This is a genomic window from Streptomyces sp. NPDC087310 (assembly GCF_044744405.1).
Classification (GTDB): Bacteria; Actinomycetota; Actinomycetes; order Streptomycetales; family Streptomycetaceae; genus Streptomyces.
Genome location: NZ_JBIUYF010000002.1, coordinates 1 through 14,810, shown reverse-complemented (window position 1 = coordinate 14,810; position 14,810 = coordinate 1). Strand labels below are relative to the sequence as shown.

The 14,810-nt window shown below is 71.2% G+C and carries 14 protein-coding genes, 1 tRNA gene and 2 pseudogenes; 11 read left to right on the top strand and 6 right to left on the bottom strand.

Annotated elements, in window-relative coordinates:
• Position 1: 1 nt before the first annotated feature.
• The 9 genes and pseudogenes from ACIO3P_RS06155 to ACIO3P_RS06115 all read left to right on the top strand — a co-directional run.
• The gene (locus ACIO3P_RS06155; protein WP_329827633.1) at positions 2-439 is read left to right on the top strand and encodes a roadblock/LC7 domain-containing protein; all 438 of its coding nucleotides are present in this window, start codon (positions 2-4) and stop codon (positions 437-439) included.
• Positions 440-441: 2 nt separating this feature from the next.
• On the top strand, positions 442-813 hold the full coding sequence (locus ACIO3P_RS06150; protein ID WP_401786292.1) for a DUF742 domain-containing protein: 372 nt from the start codon (positions 442-444) through the stop codon (positions 811-813).
• Positions 791-1,390: pseudogene (locus tag ACIO3P_RS06145) on the top strand (GTP-binding protein); the annotation flags it as partial. The gene ACIO3P_RS06150 and the pseudogene ACIO3P_RS06145, both read left to right, overlap by 23 nt.
• A gap of 145 nt (positions 1,391-1,535) precedes the next feature.
• Entirely contained in the window at positions 1,536-2,066 is a 531-nt protein-coding gene (locus tag ACIO3P_RS06140) for a GAF domain-containing protein (RefSeq protein ID WP_401848804.1), read from the top strand.
• A 212-nt stretch (positions 2,067-2,278) separates the two neighbouring features.
• Positions 2,279-3,136 (top strand): ABC transporter permease, encoded by an 858-nt coding sequence (locus ACIO3P_RS06135; protein ID WP_401786301.1) that lies wholly within the window; start codon positions 2,279-2,281, stop codon positions 3,134-3,136.
• A 37-nt stretch (positions 3,137-3,173) separates the two neighbouring features.
• Positions 3,174-4,196 carry an ABC transporter substrate-binding protein gene (locus tag ACIO3P_RS06130; RefSeq protein WP_329827629.1) on the top strand — a complete coding sequence of 341 codons (1,023 nt, stop codon included), beginning with the start codon at positions 3,174-3,176 and terminating at the stop codon, positions 4,194-4,196.
• Between the two features lie 13 nt (positions 4,197-4,209).
• A complete protein-coding gene (locus tag ACIO3P_RS06125; protein WP_329827628.1) occupies positions 4,210-5,055 on the top strand; it encodes an ABC transporter ATP-binding protein in 846 nt (281 codons plus the stop codon).
• Positions 5,052-5,375, top strand: coding sequence for a helix-turn-helix domain-containing protein (locus ACIO3P_RS06120; protein WP_401848806.1), 324 nt, complete (start codon positions 5,052-5,054; stop codon positions 5,373-5,375). Before ACIO3P_RS06125 ends, ACIO3P_RS06120 begins: the two co-directional genes overlap by 4 nt.
• Positions 5,375-5,497: pseudogene (locus ACIO3P_RS06115) on the top strand (GNAT family N-acetyltransferase); the annotation flags it as partial. The gene ACIO3P_RS06120 and the pseudogene ACIO3P_RS06115, both read left to right, overlap by 1 nt.
• Before the next feature lie 58 nt (positions 5,498-5,555).
• On the opposite strand, the gene ACIO3P_RS06110 reads toward ACIO3P_RS06115, so the two are convergent.
• The 3 genes from ACIO3P_RS06110 to ACIO3P_RS06100 form a co-directional block, all read right to left on the bottom strand.
• Positions 5,556-6,281 carry a TIM barrel protein gene (locus tag ACIO3P_RS06110; protein ID WP_329828109.1) on the bottom strand — a complete coding sequence of 242 codons (726 nt, stop codon included), beginning with the start codon at positions 6,279-6,281 and terminating at the stop codon, positions 5,556-5,558.
• Between the two features lie 168 nt (positions 6,282-6,449).
• Positions 6,450-9,914: a ThuA domain-containing protein gene (locus ACIO3P_RS06105; RefSeq protein WP_401848808.1), complete on the bottom strand. Its 3,465-nt coding sequence runs from the start codon at positions 9,912-9,914 to the stop codon at positions 6,450-6,452.
• 172 nt (positions 9,915-10,086) lie between these two features.
• Entirely contained in the window at positions 10,087-10,944 is an 858-nt protein-coding gene (locus ACIO3P_RS06100; protein ID WP_329827626.1) for an aldo/keto reductase, read from the bottom strand.
• Positions 10,945-11,278: 334 nt separating this feature from the next.
• Here ACIO3P_RS06100 and ACIO3P_RS06095 point away from each other — a divergent pair, with 334 nt between their 5' ends.
• The gene (locus ACIO3P_RS06095; RefSeq protein WP_401848809.1) at positions 11,279-12,166 is read left to right on the top strand and encodes a LysR family transcriptional regulator; all 888 of its coding nucleotides are present in this window, start codon (positions 11,279-11,281) and stop codon (positions 12,164-12,166) included.
• A gap of 48 nt (positions 12,167-12,214) precedes the next feature.
• Here ACIO3P_RS06095 and ACIO3P_RS06090 read toward each other — a convergent pair whose 3' ends face one another.
• The 3 genes from ACIO3P_RS06090 to ACIO3P_RS06080 all read right to left on the bottom strand — a co-directional run bounded on the left by ACIO3P_RS06090 (position 12,215) and on the right by ACIO3P_RS06080 (position 14,458).
• Positions 12,215-12,742, bottom strand: a complete 528-nt coding sequence (locus ACIO3P_RS06090) for a DinB family protein (protein ID WP_401786312.1) — start codon at positions 12,740-12,742, stop codon at positions 12,215-12,217.
• A 74-nt stretch (positions 12,743-12,816) separates the two neighbouring features.
• Positions 12,817-13,716, bottom strand: coding sequence for a transketolase family protein (locus ACIO3P_RS06085; protein WP_401848810.1), 900 nt, complete (start codon positions 13,714-13,716; stop codon positions 12,817-12,819).
• A 94-nt stretch (positions 13,717-13,810) separates the two neighbouring features.
• Positions 13,811-14,458 (bottom strand): transketolase, encoded by a 648-nt coding sequence (locus ACIO3P_RS06080; RefSeq protein WP_401848865.1) that lies wholly within the window; start codon positions 14,456-14,458, stop codon positions 13,811-13,813.
• A 258-nt stretch (positions 14,459-14,716) separates the two neighbouring features.
• Between ACIO3P_RS06080 and ACIO3P_RS06075 the strand changes: the two genes are divergently transcribed.
• Positions 14,717-14,790, top strand: a tRNA-Pro gene (locus tag ACIO3P_RS06075).
• Positions 14,791-14,810: the final 20 nt, after the last annotated feature.

Here is a 14,810-nt window from a genome sequence, read left to right as displayed (position 1 = left end):
CATGGCGAGCGATGTGCCGACCGGCCATGTCTCCGACCTCGACTGGCTGTTGAGCGGTCTGGTCCAGCGAGTCCCGTACACCCGCAGCGCGGTGCTGCTCTCCTCCGACGGCCTGGTGAGATCCGTGCACGGCCTGGACCCCGACAGCGCGGACCACATGGCGGCCCTCTCCTCCGGCCTCTACTCGCTGGGCCGCAGCGCCGGGATCCGCTTCGGCGACGGCGGCGAGGTCCGTCAGGTCGTGGTGGAGCTGGACTCCACCCTGCTCTTCGTCTCCACGGCGGGATCCGGCACCTGTCTGGCCGTGCTGGCGGGCCGCGAGGCGGACGCCGCGGTCCTCGGCTACGAGATGGCGATGCTGGTCAAGAGCGTACGGCCGTATCTGGCGACGCCACTGCGGCACGGCGCCGGTGTCTCACCGAGCGCCGCGGGGCACTGACCGTGCCCCTCTCCACGGACGGGCCGTGGCTCGACGACGCGGCGGGCCGGCTCATCCGCCCGTACACCGTGAGCGGGGGCCGGACCAGACCGACGGCCGTCCTGGACCTGCTCACGCTGGTGATCTCCACCGGGGCGGCGCCGCAGCCGCACCTCGGCCCCGAGCACGCCCAGGCCGTCGGTCTGTGCGCGGGGCCGACCTCCGTCGCGGAGATCGCCGCGCAGCTCCGGCTGCCCGTCACGGTGACCAAAGTCCTCCTCTCCGACCTGGTGGAGTGCGGGGCGATCACCGCACGGCCGCCGGACACCTTCGACCACCCCACCGACCGTTTCCTGCTGGAGGCAGTGCTCGATGGTCTACGACGACAGCTCTGACCCCTATCCCGGCTCCCAGCCCTTTCCCACCGCGCTGAAGGTCCTTGTCGCGGGCGGGTTCGGAGTCGGCAAGACGACCTTCGTGGGGGCGGTCAGCGAGATCGCGCCCCTCAGTACGGAGGAGTTGCTGACCCAGGTCAGCGCCGCGACCGACGATCTGACGGGCGTCGAGACCAAGACGTCGACGACGGTCGCCATGGACTTCGGCCGGCTGACGCTCGACGAACGCCATGTGCTCTACCTCTTCGGCACGCCCGGACAGGAACGCTTCTGGTTCATGTGGGACGAACTGTCCCGGGGCGCGCTCGGCGCGATCGTGCTCGCCGACACCCGGCGGCTCGACTACTCCTTCTCCGCGGTGGACTTCTTCGAACAGCGCGGCATCGGATTCGTCGTCGCCGTCAACGAGTTCGACGGCTCGTACCGTTACGACCCGGAGGAGGTGCGGGCCGCGATAGACCTCAGGCCGGAGGTGCCGATCGTGCTCTGCGACGCCCGCATCGCCAGTTCGGGCATCCGGACGCTGGTCACCCTCGTCCAGCATCTCCTCACCTCGTCCCCGTCCCCGTCCCCGTCCCCCTCCCCGTCCCTCTCCCCGGAGCTGTCCACGGCCCCGGCCCCGTCCCCGATGGCCTTCGTGCCCGCGCCCGTGCCCGCGCCCGCTCCGGAGCTCGCCGAATGAGGCCGTCGGCGCCGGTCGCCCCGAGCGACGGGGTACGCGGATGAGGTACGACCCGATCGCCCGGCTGCTGCTCACCCCCGTCGACCAGGAGGCGCCCGAGCGCGTGGTGCGGCTGCGCGGGCTCGGACTGGGCGCACGCCCGGAACCGGCCCTCGACGCCTACGCCGGGCAGATGGCACAGATGACGGGCGCCCCCTACGCGATGGTCAACTTCCTCGACGAGGAACGGCAGTTCTTCGCCGGACTGCACACACCGCCGGGCGGGGCCGAGGAACGCGTCAAGTCCCGGGACCACGGCTACTGCCCCTATGTGGTGGTACGGCGCAAGGCGCTGGTCCTGGAGGACGTCCGCGACTTCCCCCGGTTCGCCGGGAACGCGCTCGTTGACGAGACCGGCATCCGCTCCTACCTCGGGGCGCCCCTCATCGACCGTACGGGGATGGCCCTGGGCACCGTCTGCGTGGCCGACACCGAGCCGCGGCGCTGGGGGCGCGCCGGGCTCGACACCATCAAGTCGTGTGCGGCGCAACTGATGTCGCAGATCCACCGCCGGGAGGACGGCCTCGCGTGACCCCGGGACGGCCTCTTGACCGTAGGGACGGGCAGTCACTAGCGTGACGGACCAACCCTGTCGGAAAGCGCTTTCAGGAGGGAAGCGCCGACCGGGCGTCGGCCGCGTACGGAGCGAAGGCCGGCCCGAACGGTTCGCGACACGGTCCCCCGAAGCGTGTCCCCGAGGCGCAGCGCACGTGACAACTACCCGGTGTCCCCGAGGAGTTCACAGTGAGCCAGAGCGTCCTGCCCGTGCCGCCCTCCCCCTCGCCGCAGCGCGTCCGGCCGCCGGGCGCGGGGGAGCGGATCGCCCGTGCCGTCGAGGCCGGTAAGCGCCCCGTGGCGCTGCTGGCCGGCTGCGGTGTCCTGTGGTGGGCGGTCGCCGCCGCCGAGCTGGTGGAGCCGTATCTCATCCCCTCGCCCGGCGCGACACTCGACGTACTGACGGGGAAGGCGGGCTATCTCTGGCACCACACGTGGGTGACGACCTACGAGACACTGCTCGGCTTCCTCATCGCCTCCGTGGTCGGTGTGTTCGCGGCGGTGGTGATGGTCCGCTCGTCGGCCGTGGAGCGCACGCTCTACCCCCTGCTGCTCTTCGCCCAGGTCGTACCGAAGATCGCCGTCGCGCCGCTGTTCGTGGTCTGGCTCGGTTTCGGGATCACCCCGAAGATCCTGATCGCCGTCCTCATCGCGTTCTTCCCCGTGGTGATCTCGATGGTGACCGGCCTGAAGGCGGTCGATCCCGAGATGCTCCAGCTCTCCGCGACGATGGGCGCGAAACCCTGGCAGACCTTCGTCAAGATCCGCTTCCCGGCCTCGCTGCCCCATCTGTTCTCCGGGCTCAAGGTCGCCGTCACCCTGGCGGTGACGGGCGCGGTCGTCGGCGAGTTCGTCGGCGCCAACGAGGGGCTGGGCTATGTGATCCTCCAGGCCAACGGCAATCTCGACACCCCGATGCTCTTCGCCGGACTCCTTGTCATGTCACTGATCGGCGTGGTCCTCTTCGCGCTGGTCGAAGCCGCCGAGAAGCTCCTGCTGCCCTGGCACGCGAGCCGCCGGGACACCGACGTCACCACCACGTACTGAGCACGACTCGCCCCCGCTCCCGGAAGGGCCAGAAGCCATGCACCCGCGCAGACTCCTGATCGGCCTCGTACCGCTGACTCTGATCGCCGCCACCGCCTGTGGCGGGGACGGCCAGGGGACCACCACCAGCGACTCCGGCAAGAAGCTCGACAAGGTGACCCTGACGCTCAACTGGTACCCGTACGGCGAACACGCGCCGTTCTACTACGGCAAGCAGCGGAAGATCTTCGAGAAGCACGGCATCGACCTGACGATCAGAGCGGGCCAGGGCTCGCAGAAGACCGTACAGGCGACCGCCGCCGGACAGACCGATTTCGGCTGGGCCGACACCCCCGCCCTGCTCAGCGGGGTGGATCAGGGCGTCCGGGTGAAGAGCCTCGGGGTCTTCCTCCAGACGACGCCCTCGTCCGTACAGTTCTTCGAGAGCGAGAACGTCACCACACCCGCCGATCTCAAGGGCAAGACCATCGCGGGCACGGCCGGTGACGCACTCACCAAGACCTTCCCGATCTTCCTGGAGAAGAACGGTCTGAAGGAATCGGACGTCACCGTCCAGAACACCGACCCGGCGGGCAAGATCGCCGCGGTGATCTCGGGGAAGACGGACGCGCTGCTCGGCTACGCCAGCGACCAGGGCCCGACCATGAAGGACAAGGCCAAGAAGGAGGTCTCGTACCTCCGATTCTCCGAGCACGGGCTCAACTTCTACTCCAACGGCCTGATCGCCGGGCAGCGGATCCTCGCCGAACGCGGCGAACTCGCCCGGCGCATGGTGCGCGCCGTCAGCGAGTCATGGGCGGCGGCCGAAAAGGCGCCGCGGCCCGCGGTCGCCGCGATGGCCGGCGCTTCGGAGCAACTGCCGCCCGGGAGCGTCCTGTCGGAGCAGTTCACCACGACGATCACACTGCTGCACACCGACGCGACGCGCGGCAGCGCCCCGGGTGTCAACACCGAGGACGACTGGCGGCGGACCGTCGACATCTTCGCGCGGGCCGGTCTGGTGAAGAGCCCCAAGGCCGTACAGGAGTACTGGGACAGCTCCACGGCGCTGAAGGGATAGGGCGGAACACACCATGGCCAGGGACGCGAAGCTCCAGGACCCGGCCGCGCGCCAGGACGGCGCGCGGCACACCCCCGTACCCCCGGGCGGGCCGGCGGTCCGCCTCGACGAGGTGGCCGTCCGGTTCCGTACGAAAAAACGCGAGGTCACCGCCTTGCAGGAGGTCTCCCTCGATGTGGCGCCCGGGGAGTTCGTCGCACTCGTCGGGCCCTCCGGCTGCGGCAAGTCCACCCTTCTCAAACTCGTGGCCGGTCTCCTGACCGCGTCCGCGGGCGCCGTACGGCTGCACGGCGAACGGGTCGAAGGGCCGCGGCACGACATCGGTTACGTCTTCCAGCGCGCCGCGCTGCTGGAGTGGCGCACCGCCCGGCGCAACATCCTGCTCCAGGCGGAGATACGGCGGACGGACGCCGCCGCGGCCCGCGAACGCGCGGACGAACTCATCGAGATGACCGGGCTCACCGGCTTCGAGGACGCGTATCCACACGAACTCTCCGGCGGTATGCAGCAGCGCGTCGCGCTCTGCCGGGCGCTGCTCCACGCGCCGCCCGTGCTGCTGATGGACGAGCCGTTCGGGGCGCTCGACGCGCTCACCCGCGAGCAGCTCAACATGGAGCTGAACCGCATCTGGCGCGAGACCGGCACCACCGTGCTGCTCGTGACCCACTCGATCTCGGAAGCGGTCTATCTCGCCGAGCGCGTGGTGGTGATGAGCCCGCGCCCCGGCACCATCACGGAGATCATCGATGTGGGGCTGCCCGCGGAACGCGACTACACGCAGACCCTGGGGCGCCCCGAGTTCCGTACGGCGACGGCCCGGGTCCGGGGGCTGCTGGGGGCGGCTTCGGCACAGGAGTGAGACGGCGCGTCCTCCGAACCGGCCTCCTCGCCCTCCCCCGTGGCCGGTCGCCGGACGAGCCGGCCCGCCGCAGCGGGGTCAGCCGCTCGACGCTGTCATGCGCCGAGCGCGCCGCGATCGGCCCCACCGCCTCCCTGCTCGGCCGGCTCTGCGCGGTGTACGGGCGCACCGTGTCGCAGCTCCTCAGCGAGGTGGAGGCGGACCCCGCGCACCTGATCAGGGCGGCCGAGCAGACCGTGTGGACCGACGAACGGTCCGGGTTCGTCCGCCGCTCCGCCGCTCCGTCTCACCGCCGCAGCCCGGACTGCGGGCGGAGGTGACCGGCAGCCCCGCCGAGACGCTGTACCGCTCGGCGGGGTGGACCGCGATCGGGGTGGTGCCGGGACACGCGTACGACCCGGGAGGGACGCTCCGGCCGACCACCTTCTTCTACAAGGAGCTGAAGGGGTGCGCCGGTTGGGGACATGGGCGGGGCGGCGGGCGGCGCCGGACCGGGCGGCTCAGTAGCGCAGCCGCGCCAGATACCGGTGGCTGCGCAGCGCGGTCAGGAACGGATCGGCCGGTGTGTCGTGCTCCACCAGCCACTGCCGTACGCCACCGGACCGCGCCGTGTCGAACATCGCCCGGAAGTCCAGCACACCGGATCCGACATCCTCGAACCCGCCGTCCGGCGCCATGTCCTTCACATGCAGTACGGGGAACCGTCCCGGATGGGTCACGAAGAGCCGCCGTGGATCGTCCCCGCCCTTCGACGCCCAGTACACGTCCAGCTCGAAGCCCACCAGCTCCGGATCGGTCTCCTTGAGCAGGATGCCGTACAGGCCCTCGCCGTCGACGGTGGCATGGTCGCCGTCGTGGTTGTGGAAGAGCACCCTGAGCCCGGCGCGCCGGGCGAGCAGTCCCGCCTCGTTCAACTGCCGTGCCGCTTCCCGGTATCCGGCCGGTGAGTGCATTCCGGCGGGCAGACTCGGCACCACGATCCACCGGCCGCCGAGCGTACGGACGTCCTCGATCGCCTGCGGCAGACCGCTGCCGGTGACCGTGGGATAGGCGACGTGTTCCAGCACCGCCCGGAGCCCGGTGGCGTCCAGCATCGCGCGGATGGCGGTCGCGCTGTGGCCGTGCCGCCCGCTGACCCCGACCGTCGCGTAGCCGATCCGCGCCAGGCGCTCCAGCGTCCCGCGGAAGTCCGCGGCCAGCGGGGTGCGCATGGTGTAGAGGTGCATCCCGATCGCGGACGGCGGGATCCGCCTGCGCCGCCGCCCGTGGCCGGTGGCGCTCGCGGTCCCCGTACCGCTCAGGGCGACGGCCGTGCCCGCCGCGGTGCCGAGGAACGCTCGTCTGGTGCCGGCGAGGTGGCCGGAACCGGTGGTGGCGCTCATCCCGCTCTCCTCTCAGCGTGCGTCGATACGGACTGCGCCGGTCGTCGTGTCGCCCCGGTCGTCGGTGACGGTCAGACGGGCCGTGTACGCGCCCGCTCTGGCGTACGTGTGCGCAGCGCTCGGGCCCTCCGGACCGGCGGGCCTGGTGTTGTCGCCGTAGTCCCAGTGGTACGACGCGATGGTGCGCCCGGACAACGGCTTGACCTTGCTGGTGAGTTGGAACGCCAGTGGTGTGGTGCCGCCCGCCGGAGCCGCCGCCACCGTCACCTTGGTGGCCGGTTTCTTCTCGACCCCGGGGCCGTTGAAGTGCAGCCAGTCCAGCGCGAGGAGATCCGGGCCGGTCTCGGACCAGGCGGGGTTGGTGAAGACGGCGTACAGCGTCACCGAGCGCCCGGGGTCGACGAGGTCGACGGTGGGGGAGACGAGGTTGCCGTAGCCGCCGGTGTCGGGGACGGTGACCTTGCCCAGCAGCCGGCCGGTGGGGGAGTCCGCGCGGAACTCGACGTCCCCGCCGATGCCTCCCGAGGACGCGCCGACCGTCACCGAACGGATGCCCTTCAGCCGTACCGGGTCGAAGGCGATCCAGTCGCCGTCCTCGATCTCGCCCAGCCGCTTGCCGCCGGAGGAGTCCGCGCGGTCCACGGCCACGGCCCCGCCGTGCGCGCCGCCGGTCGAGGTGCGGTGCTCCGCCTCGCGGAAGGCCGAACGCAGGGTCAGCGAGGCCGAGCCGGTGAGGGCGGGCACGCCGTCCGCGCCGCCCTGGTCCTCGTAGCGTGCGGTGATCCCGTAGTACAGGTTCTGGCCGGGGCCGTGACTGTCCCCGGCGTCGGTGACGATCTCCCCCGTACAGCCCGTGTAGTTGTCCAGTGGATGGAGGTGGCTGTCATGACCGAGCTGCGACTGGACAACGACCCGCGCGCAGTCGATCCCGCCGCCGCGGCCGGTCGTCCCGTCCTCGCGGTCCTTCACCTTCACGGTGAACGGGATGGTGTCGCCGAAGCTGAACATCCCTCCGTCCGGCGGCTGTTGGACCGTCACGACCGGACGGGTGTTGCCGACGGTGATCTCCTGGACCGAGAGCGCGGTCAGCCCGCCGGGTCCGGTGACGGTGAGGCGGGCGGTGAACCGGCCCGTGTCCCGGTAGACATGGGACGGGTTCGGCTCCGTCGAATCGGTGGTCCCGTCGCCGTCGAAGTCCCAGGCGTAGCCGACCGGCCGGTCGTCGGGCAGCCCCGAACCCGCGCTGGAGAACTTCACGGTGAGCGGCGCCGCCCCGGTGTCCGGGGTCGCGGTGGTCTTGGCCTCGGGCAGCCGGTTGTCCCCGACGTGGTCGATACGGTAGACGCCCGAGCCCTCGTTGCTGCCACCCCGGCCCGTGCCGCTGCCGAGCCCGAAGTCGATGACGTACAGCGCGCCGTCGGGGCCGAAGTCCGCGTCGAAGGGCTGGTTCCACTTCATGTCGCCGAACACGCCGTTGATGGACTGGAGTTCACCGGCCTTCACCGGCGGGAAGCGCGGATCCGTGAACGTCTGGTCCTTCTCCTGGAACGAGAAGGTCTTGAACCAGGTCCTGGTCAGCTCGTAGACCAGCCACTTCCCCTCGAAGTAGGCCGGGAACCTGGACGGGTAGGTGTTGTCGGGGTCGTAGGCGTAGACCGGCCCGCTCATCGGCGCCCCGCCGCCCGTGCCCAGTTCGGGGAAGCGGGACGAGGCCGAGTAGGCGTACCAGACCGTCGCGGGTGTGGCGGGCGGCAGTTCGCGCAGACCGGTGTTGTTCGGCGAGTCGTTGACGAGGTTCGCGCAGTCGAACTTCGGGCCGGAGGTGCCGGTCGCGAAGTCGTAGTCGTTGAAGGGGGTGTTGGAGCCGGTGCAGTACGGCCAGCCGTAGTTCCCCGCCTGGGTGATCCGGTTGTACTCGACGGTGCCCTCGGGCCCCCGGTCGGCCACGGCGGCGCGCGCGTCGGGCCCGTAGTCGCCCACCAGCAGCGCCCCGCTCAGCGGGTCGGTGGTGATACGGAACGGGTTGCGCAGGCCCATCGCGTAGATCTCGGGGCGGGTCAACTCCGTACCGGGGGCGAAGAGGTTGCCCTCGGGGACGGTGTACGTGCCGTCGTCCCGCGGTGTGATCCGCAGGACCTTGCCGCGCAGGTCGTTGGTGTTGCCCGCCGTCATCTGGGCGTCCCAGGCGCGGCGTCCGGCCCGCTCGTCGATCGGGGCGAACCCGTCGGAGGCGAACGGATCGGTGTTGTCACCGGTCGCGACGTACAGGTCCCCGGCCTTGTCGAAGGCGATCGACCCGGCCATGTGTGAGTTGGCCCTGCCCTCGCCGCGCAGGGTCGGGACGGTGAGCAGGCGTTTCTCGGAGGCGGGGTCGATGGTGTTCCCCGTGACCGTGAAGCGCGACAGGTTGAGCTGTTTCTCGGTCTTGTCGGAGTGCAGCAGATAGAGCCGGTGGTTCGCCGCGAAGTCCGGGTCGAGTGCCAACCCGAGCAGGCCGTCGGACTGGCTCGTCATGTCCGGGGTGTACGCGAGGTCCAGCGCGGTCGAGACCCGGAGCGTGCTCTGGTCGATCACCTTGAGTTTGCCGGTGCGTTCGATGAGGAAGACCCGGCGGTCGGGCGCCACGGCCAGCTCGAAGGGGTCGGCGAGGTCGCTGGTGACCAGCGGGGTGCGCTGGAAGGCGCTCGTGCGGGTGGCGGTGCAGTCGCCGGGCGCGTTGCCCGCGGCCCACTGGATGCCACCGAGCAGATGGGCGAGGAAGGCGTCCTCCTCGAAGGAGGCCGCGTCATGGCCGCCGGCGGTGAACCAGGAGCGTCCGCCGTCGTAGTTCTGGCACCAGGACCACGGGTGGTCGACGCCTTCGTCCAGACCGTCGATCCCGTCGTTCACCTTGATCTGGGCGAGGGTGTGCACCTTCCCCGTCGGGTTGGTCCGCCAGTTGTACCACTCCTCCGTACGCTCCCAGAGCTGGGGAAGTCCCCGCGTGGAGGGGTGGGTCCGGTCGAGGACCTTCACCCGGCCGGTCTGGACGGCCGGATGCTTGTCGAAGATCGCGCCGACCAGGCCCTCGTACCAGCTCCAGTCGCGCTCGCTCGCGGAGGCGGAGTGCAGTCCGACCCAGCCGCCGCCCCCGCGCACGAACGCCTGGAGGGCGGCGCGCTGGGCGGCGTCGAGCAGATCGCCGCTCTCCGGTGTGGAGTTGGTGTTGTTGAAGACGATCGCCTGGAAGCGGGCCAGGTTTTCCGTGGTGAAGGCGGCGGCGTCGGACGTGGCCTCCACGTCGAAGCCGTTCTCACTGCCCAGCCGCTCAACAGCCTTGATTCCGGCGGGGATCGAGTCGTGCTCGACATTGGTGACCTTGGAGAAGACCAGGACGCGGAACGGCGCCGCCTCGGCCCGGGGCGGGGCGGCCACCCCGGCACCGAGGACGAGCGCCAGTAACGCGGTGATGACGAGGAAGGGCGACGAGGCTCTCATGGGCGCTCCCGGTGCTGGTGGGGCCGGCGGGCTGGAAAGCGCTTTCAGGAGTACGTCGCACAGCGTAGGGCCCGTGTTATGCAGTGGCAATGGGCCTGACGAGCCTTATGTGGCAAGGGAGTTGACGGTGGGCCCCGCTCCGGCGGGGCCCACCTCGATCCGACCGGTTCCGTCAGGCCGCGTCCAGCTCCGCCACCTCGGCCGGGGTGAGGACGAGCTCGGCCGCCGCCGCCGAGTCGACGGCGGTCTCCGGACGGCTGGAGCCCGGGATCGGCACCACCGTGGGGGACTTGGCCAGCATCCAGGCCAGGCAGACCCGCTGCGGACTCACCCCGTGCGCCTCGGCGATCCGGGCGAACGGGGCGTAAGAGGAGCCGAGTTCACCGGCGTTCTTGATGCCGCCGAACGGGCTCCACGGCAGGAACGCGATACCCAGCTCCGCGCAGAGCTCCAACTCCGGCTCGCTGGACCGGAAGGCGGGCGAGAACTGGTTCTGTACGGAGACCAGCCGGCCGCCGAGGATCTCGTTCGCCGAGCGGATCTGCTCCGGGTTCGCGTTGGAGATGCCCGCCTGCCGGATCTTGCCCTCGTCCAGCAGATCACGCAGGGCGCCGATCGACTCCTCGTACGGCACCTTCGGGTCCGGACGGTGGAACTGGTACAGCCCGATCGCCTCCACCCCGAGCCGGCCGAGCGACGCCTCACAGGCGCGCCTCAGATGCTCGGGGGAGCCGTCCAGCGTCCACGCACCGCCGCCGGGGCGCAGATGGCCGCCCTTCGTGGCCACCAGGACCTCGGGTCCGCGCGGATGGGAGGCGAGCGCCTTGGCGATCAGGGTCTCGTTGTGGCCGACGTCGGTGGCGAGCAGGTGGTACGCGTCGGCCGTGTCGATCAGCGTCACTCCGGCGTCCAGCGCGGCGTGCAGAGTGGCGAGGGAACGGGCCTCGTCGGGCCGGCCCTCGATCGACATCGGCATACCGCCCAGGCCGATCGCGCTGACGTCGACGGTTCCGATGCGGCGAGTCTTCATGGTGAGGAACACCTTTCCTGCTGCGGGGGCCGTGCTGCGGGTTCGTGCGGCGGGTTCGTGCGGCGGGTTCGTGCTGCGGGTTCGCGCTGAGCATCGTGTCGCGAGTGTCGCTCACGTCGGTTGAGGTCGGTCGCGGTCAGTTGTGGTCGTGCCGTGCCATGCAGTGCCACCCGCCGGGTTCCCCGCGGATGCGCCTTCAGCCTCGCCGCTGCCCGGCGGCGCGTCCAATAGAAGAAAACGAACGGACTGAGCGACCCGGCTTCTCAACAGGCCCTGCCCGCGGCGCGACCCGCGACGACCTCCCCGCCGCCGTCCCGGATTAGGCTCCCGTCCTGTGGAACTCCGGCATCTCGAATACTTCGTCGCCGTCGCGGAGGAACGTCACTTCACGCGCGCGGCCCAGCGGCTGATGGTCTCGCAGTCGGGGCTCTCCGCCTCCGTACGCTCCCTGGAGCGTGAACTGGGGGCGCCGCTCTTCGTCCGCTCCACCCGCCGGGTCGAGCTGACCGGGGCGGGCCGCGCCCTGCTGGTGGAGGCGTCGCGCACCCTGGCGAGCGTACGGGCGGCCAAGGAGGCGGTCGCCGCGGTCCAGGGGCTGCTGCGCGGCACACTGTCCGTCGGCACCGAGCAGTGCGTGAGCGGCGTCCATGTCCCCGGGCTGCTCGCCCGCTTCAGGGCCGAACACCCCGAGGTCGAGATACGGCTGCGGCAGGCCGGCTCGGCCACGCTCGTGGACGACGTGGCGGCCGGGCGGCTGGACCTGGCGTTCGTCGCGCCGGCCGGGACCGTACCGGAGGGGGTACGGCTCGTACCGCTGGCCCGCGAACCGATGGTGCTGCTCTGCCACCCGGGCCACCGGCTCGCCGGCGCGGACGGGGCCGCCTGGTCCGAGCTGGGCGACGAGGTCTTCGTGGACTTCCACGCCGACTGGGGAGCCCGCGGCCTCACGGACCGCGCATTCGCCGCGGCGCGGACCCGGCGGCGGGTCGCGCTGGAGGTCAACGACGTGCACAGCCTGATCGAACTGGTCGGCCACGGCCTGGGCATCGCGGTGGTGCCCCGCCCGATCGCCCGCAAGGAGCAGGCGGCCGGGCTCAGCACCGTCCCCCTGGTGGGAGCGGGGGACGGGGAGCTGTGGGAGGTCTCCGCCGCCCTGCCGGAGCCCGAACGGACCGGTCCGGCGGCGCGCCGGCTCCTCGCGTACCTGACGGAGGAGCCCTGAGACCTGACGGGGCTCAGGGCCTGAACGGCTTGAGGCCCTTACGGGGTGTCAGGGCCGCTCCAGCCACCCCCGGACGAAGGCCGCCTGCCCGACATGCTGGAGATCGTCGGAGATGACGCTGACCAGCCGCACCCCCAGGGTCACCGCCGGGGTCCACGCATCGTCGACGACCCGTCCGAGATCGGCGTCCCCGAGCGTGCCGAGATAGGCGACGGTGCGGTCGTGGACGGCGTCGTGGTACCCGGCCAGCAGCTCCGCCGTGACGCCGCCGAGTCGCGACACGTCCTTGGCGGAGTGCCCGTAACCGGTGGCGCCCGGACGGAACGACAGCCCGAACCGCCCGTGCCAGTCCTCCGCCGTCCACACCTGCTCCGTACCGGCGGCGTCCGCGATGTGGTCGTCCTGGACCCGGGTGAGATGCCAGACGAGCCAGGCGATCGAGTTCGCCCCGTCGTCGAGCCGTACCTCCAGCTCGTCGGGGGAGAGGCCGCCGACCACCTCGTGGACCGTCTCGCGGACCCGGCCGAAGGCGTCGATGAGCAGTTCCGCGCTCGGGCTGGTCGGGGTCTCGGTCATCGCTGGCTCCCTCGCTCCTCTGACTCTCCCGGACGACTCTCCCGGACTCACTCCAGGGTCTCTCCCACCGGACCTCAGCGCGCCAGGAACGCCGAGACGCGCTCGCGCAGCGAGGCCGGATCCAGCCCCTGCTCCGCGACATGCTCGTCCATCGAGCCGTAGCGGCGCAGCTCACGGCGGGCCACCCCGAGCCCCAGCACCCGGTGCGGCGTCTCCACGAGCGCGTCGTTGGCGGCGGCCGTGGAGGTCCCGGCGAGATACGGCTCCACGATCACCACATCGGCCCGGTCCGCGCCCGCGACGGCCCGGCGCAGCGCCGCGCCGTCGAAGGGCCGTACGGTCGTGGCGTACAGCACCGTCGTGTCCAGGCCCTCCGTCGCCGCCAGGACGTTGTCCAGCAGGGGCCCGACGGCGATCACGACCCCGCCCCGTCCCTCGCGTACGGTGCTGAAGCCGGTCCCCGTCACCTCGCGCGCCCGGCTGTTGCTCTGGAGCGACAGGCGTACGTACACCCGGTCGTCCCCGGTGGCGGCGCGCCGCAGCAGGGCCTCGGCCTCGTCCGGGTGGCCCGGCACCTGGACCGTCCAGCCGTCGAGCGTGTCCATCAGCGCGACATCGCCGGGCGCCATATGGGTGAAGCCGCCCGCCGGCGAGTCGTACGACGCCCCCGCGCTCACCAGTACTCCGCCCACGTCCTGGTGGCCGAAGTCCAGCTTGACCTGCTCGAACGGGCGCTCGACCAGAAAGCTGGCGAAGGTGTGCACCATCGGGCGCAGGCCGGCGAGAGCGAGCCCGCCGCCCACGCCGACCAGGAGCTGTTCGCGGATCCCGACATTGATCACCCGGTCCGGATGGCGGCGCTCCGCCTCCGTGAAACCGGCGGCGCTGATCTCGGCGAGTACGACCGCGAGGCGCGGATCCTCGTCCAGCAGCCCGGAGGCGGTGGAGATGAAACGGTCGCGCATGGTGTCCATGGAGCTGTACCTCTCTCGGTTCGCGTCCGGCCCTCGTCCGGTACGCGGCGGGTTCGCGCGGCTTCTCGGGGCGCTGGGGCTCGGGGTGACGGGGTCAGGACTTCGGCTCGACACGGGCCACGACCGCGCGGGGCCGCCCGGCGTGCGGCGCGGTGAAGGCCGCGTACAGCGCCTCGTGGTCGCGGCCGTCGACGGTCGCGGCCGACCAGCCGGCCGCCTCGAACCGGGAGGCGATGCCGCCGGGCCAGCCATGGGTCGCGGAGCTGTTGTCGACCACGACGGTGTGAAGCTGTTCAAGCCCGGCGGAGCCCGCGAAGGCGATCGCCTCGTGGTTGCTGCCCTCGTCCAGTTCGGCGTCGCCGATCAGCACCCATACGTGCGGATCCGCGAGCCCCCGCGCCCGCAGCCCGAGCACGCTGCCCACGCCGAGCGGCAGCCCGTGCCCCAGGGAGCCGCTGCTGATCTCGACCCCCGGCACCAGGGTCCGGTCGGGGTGGTGGCCCAGCGGCGAGTCGTACGAACCGAAGCCGGTCAGCAGCTCCTCGGCGAGGAACCCCTTGGCTGCGAGGACCGCGTAGTACGCCATCGGCCCGTGCCCCTTGGAGAGCAGGAACCGGTCCCGCCCGGCCGCGTCGGCGCTCCCGGGCGCCACGCGCAGCACCCGGTCGTAGAGCACCCAGAGCGCGTCCAGGGTGGAGGTCGCGGCGGGCCCGTGCTTCTCGTCGCCGGTCATCAGGGCCATGAGCCGATTCAGCTCCTGGAGGGCGGGCCCGGGAGGCGAGGGCGCCCGGTGGGTCCCCGGTACGGAGCCGGTGGCGGCGCCCGTCGTGTCGTTCGTGCGTGTCGTCGTCCCTGTGCTTGTCATACGAGCACGGTGCAACGTCAAGCGCACTTGAGGTCAAGAGGGCCTCGCCGGGAAAGCGATTCGTGACCACCGGCCTGAGTGCGGTATTGTTCTCATGCGCGTTCGGACCAGGGAAACCCCAGGTCAGACGGGCACCGGGACGTGGCGCAGCTTGGTAGCGCACTTGACTGGGGGTCAAGGGGTCGCAGGTTCAAATCCTGTCGTCCCGACTTGTGTTTTCGCAGGTCGT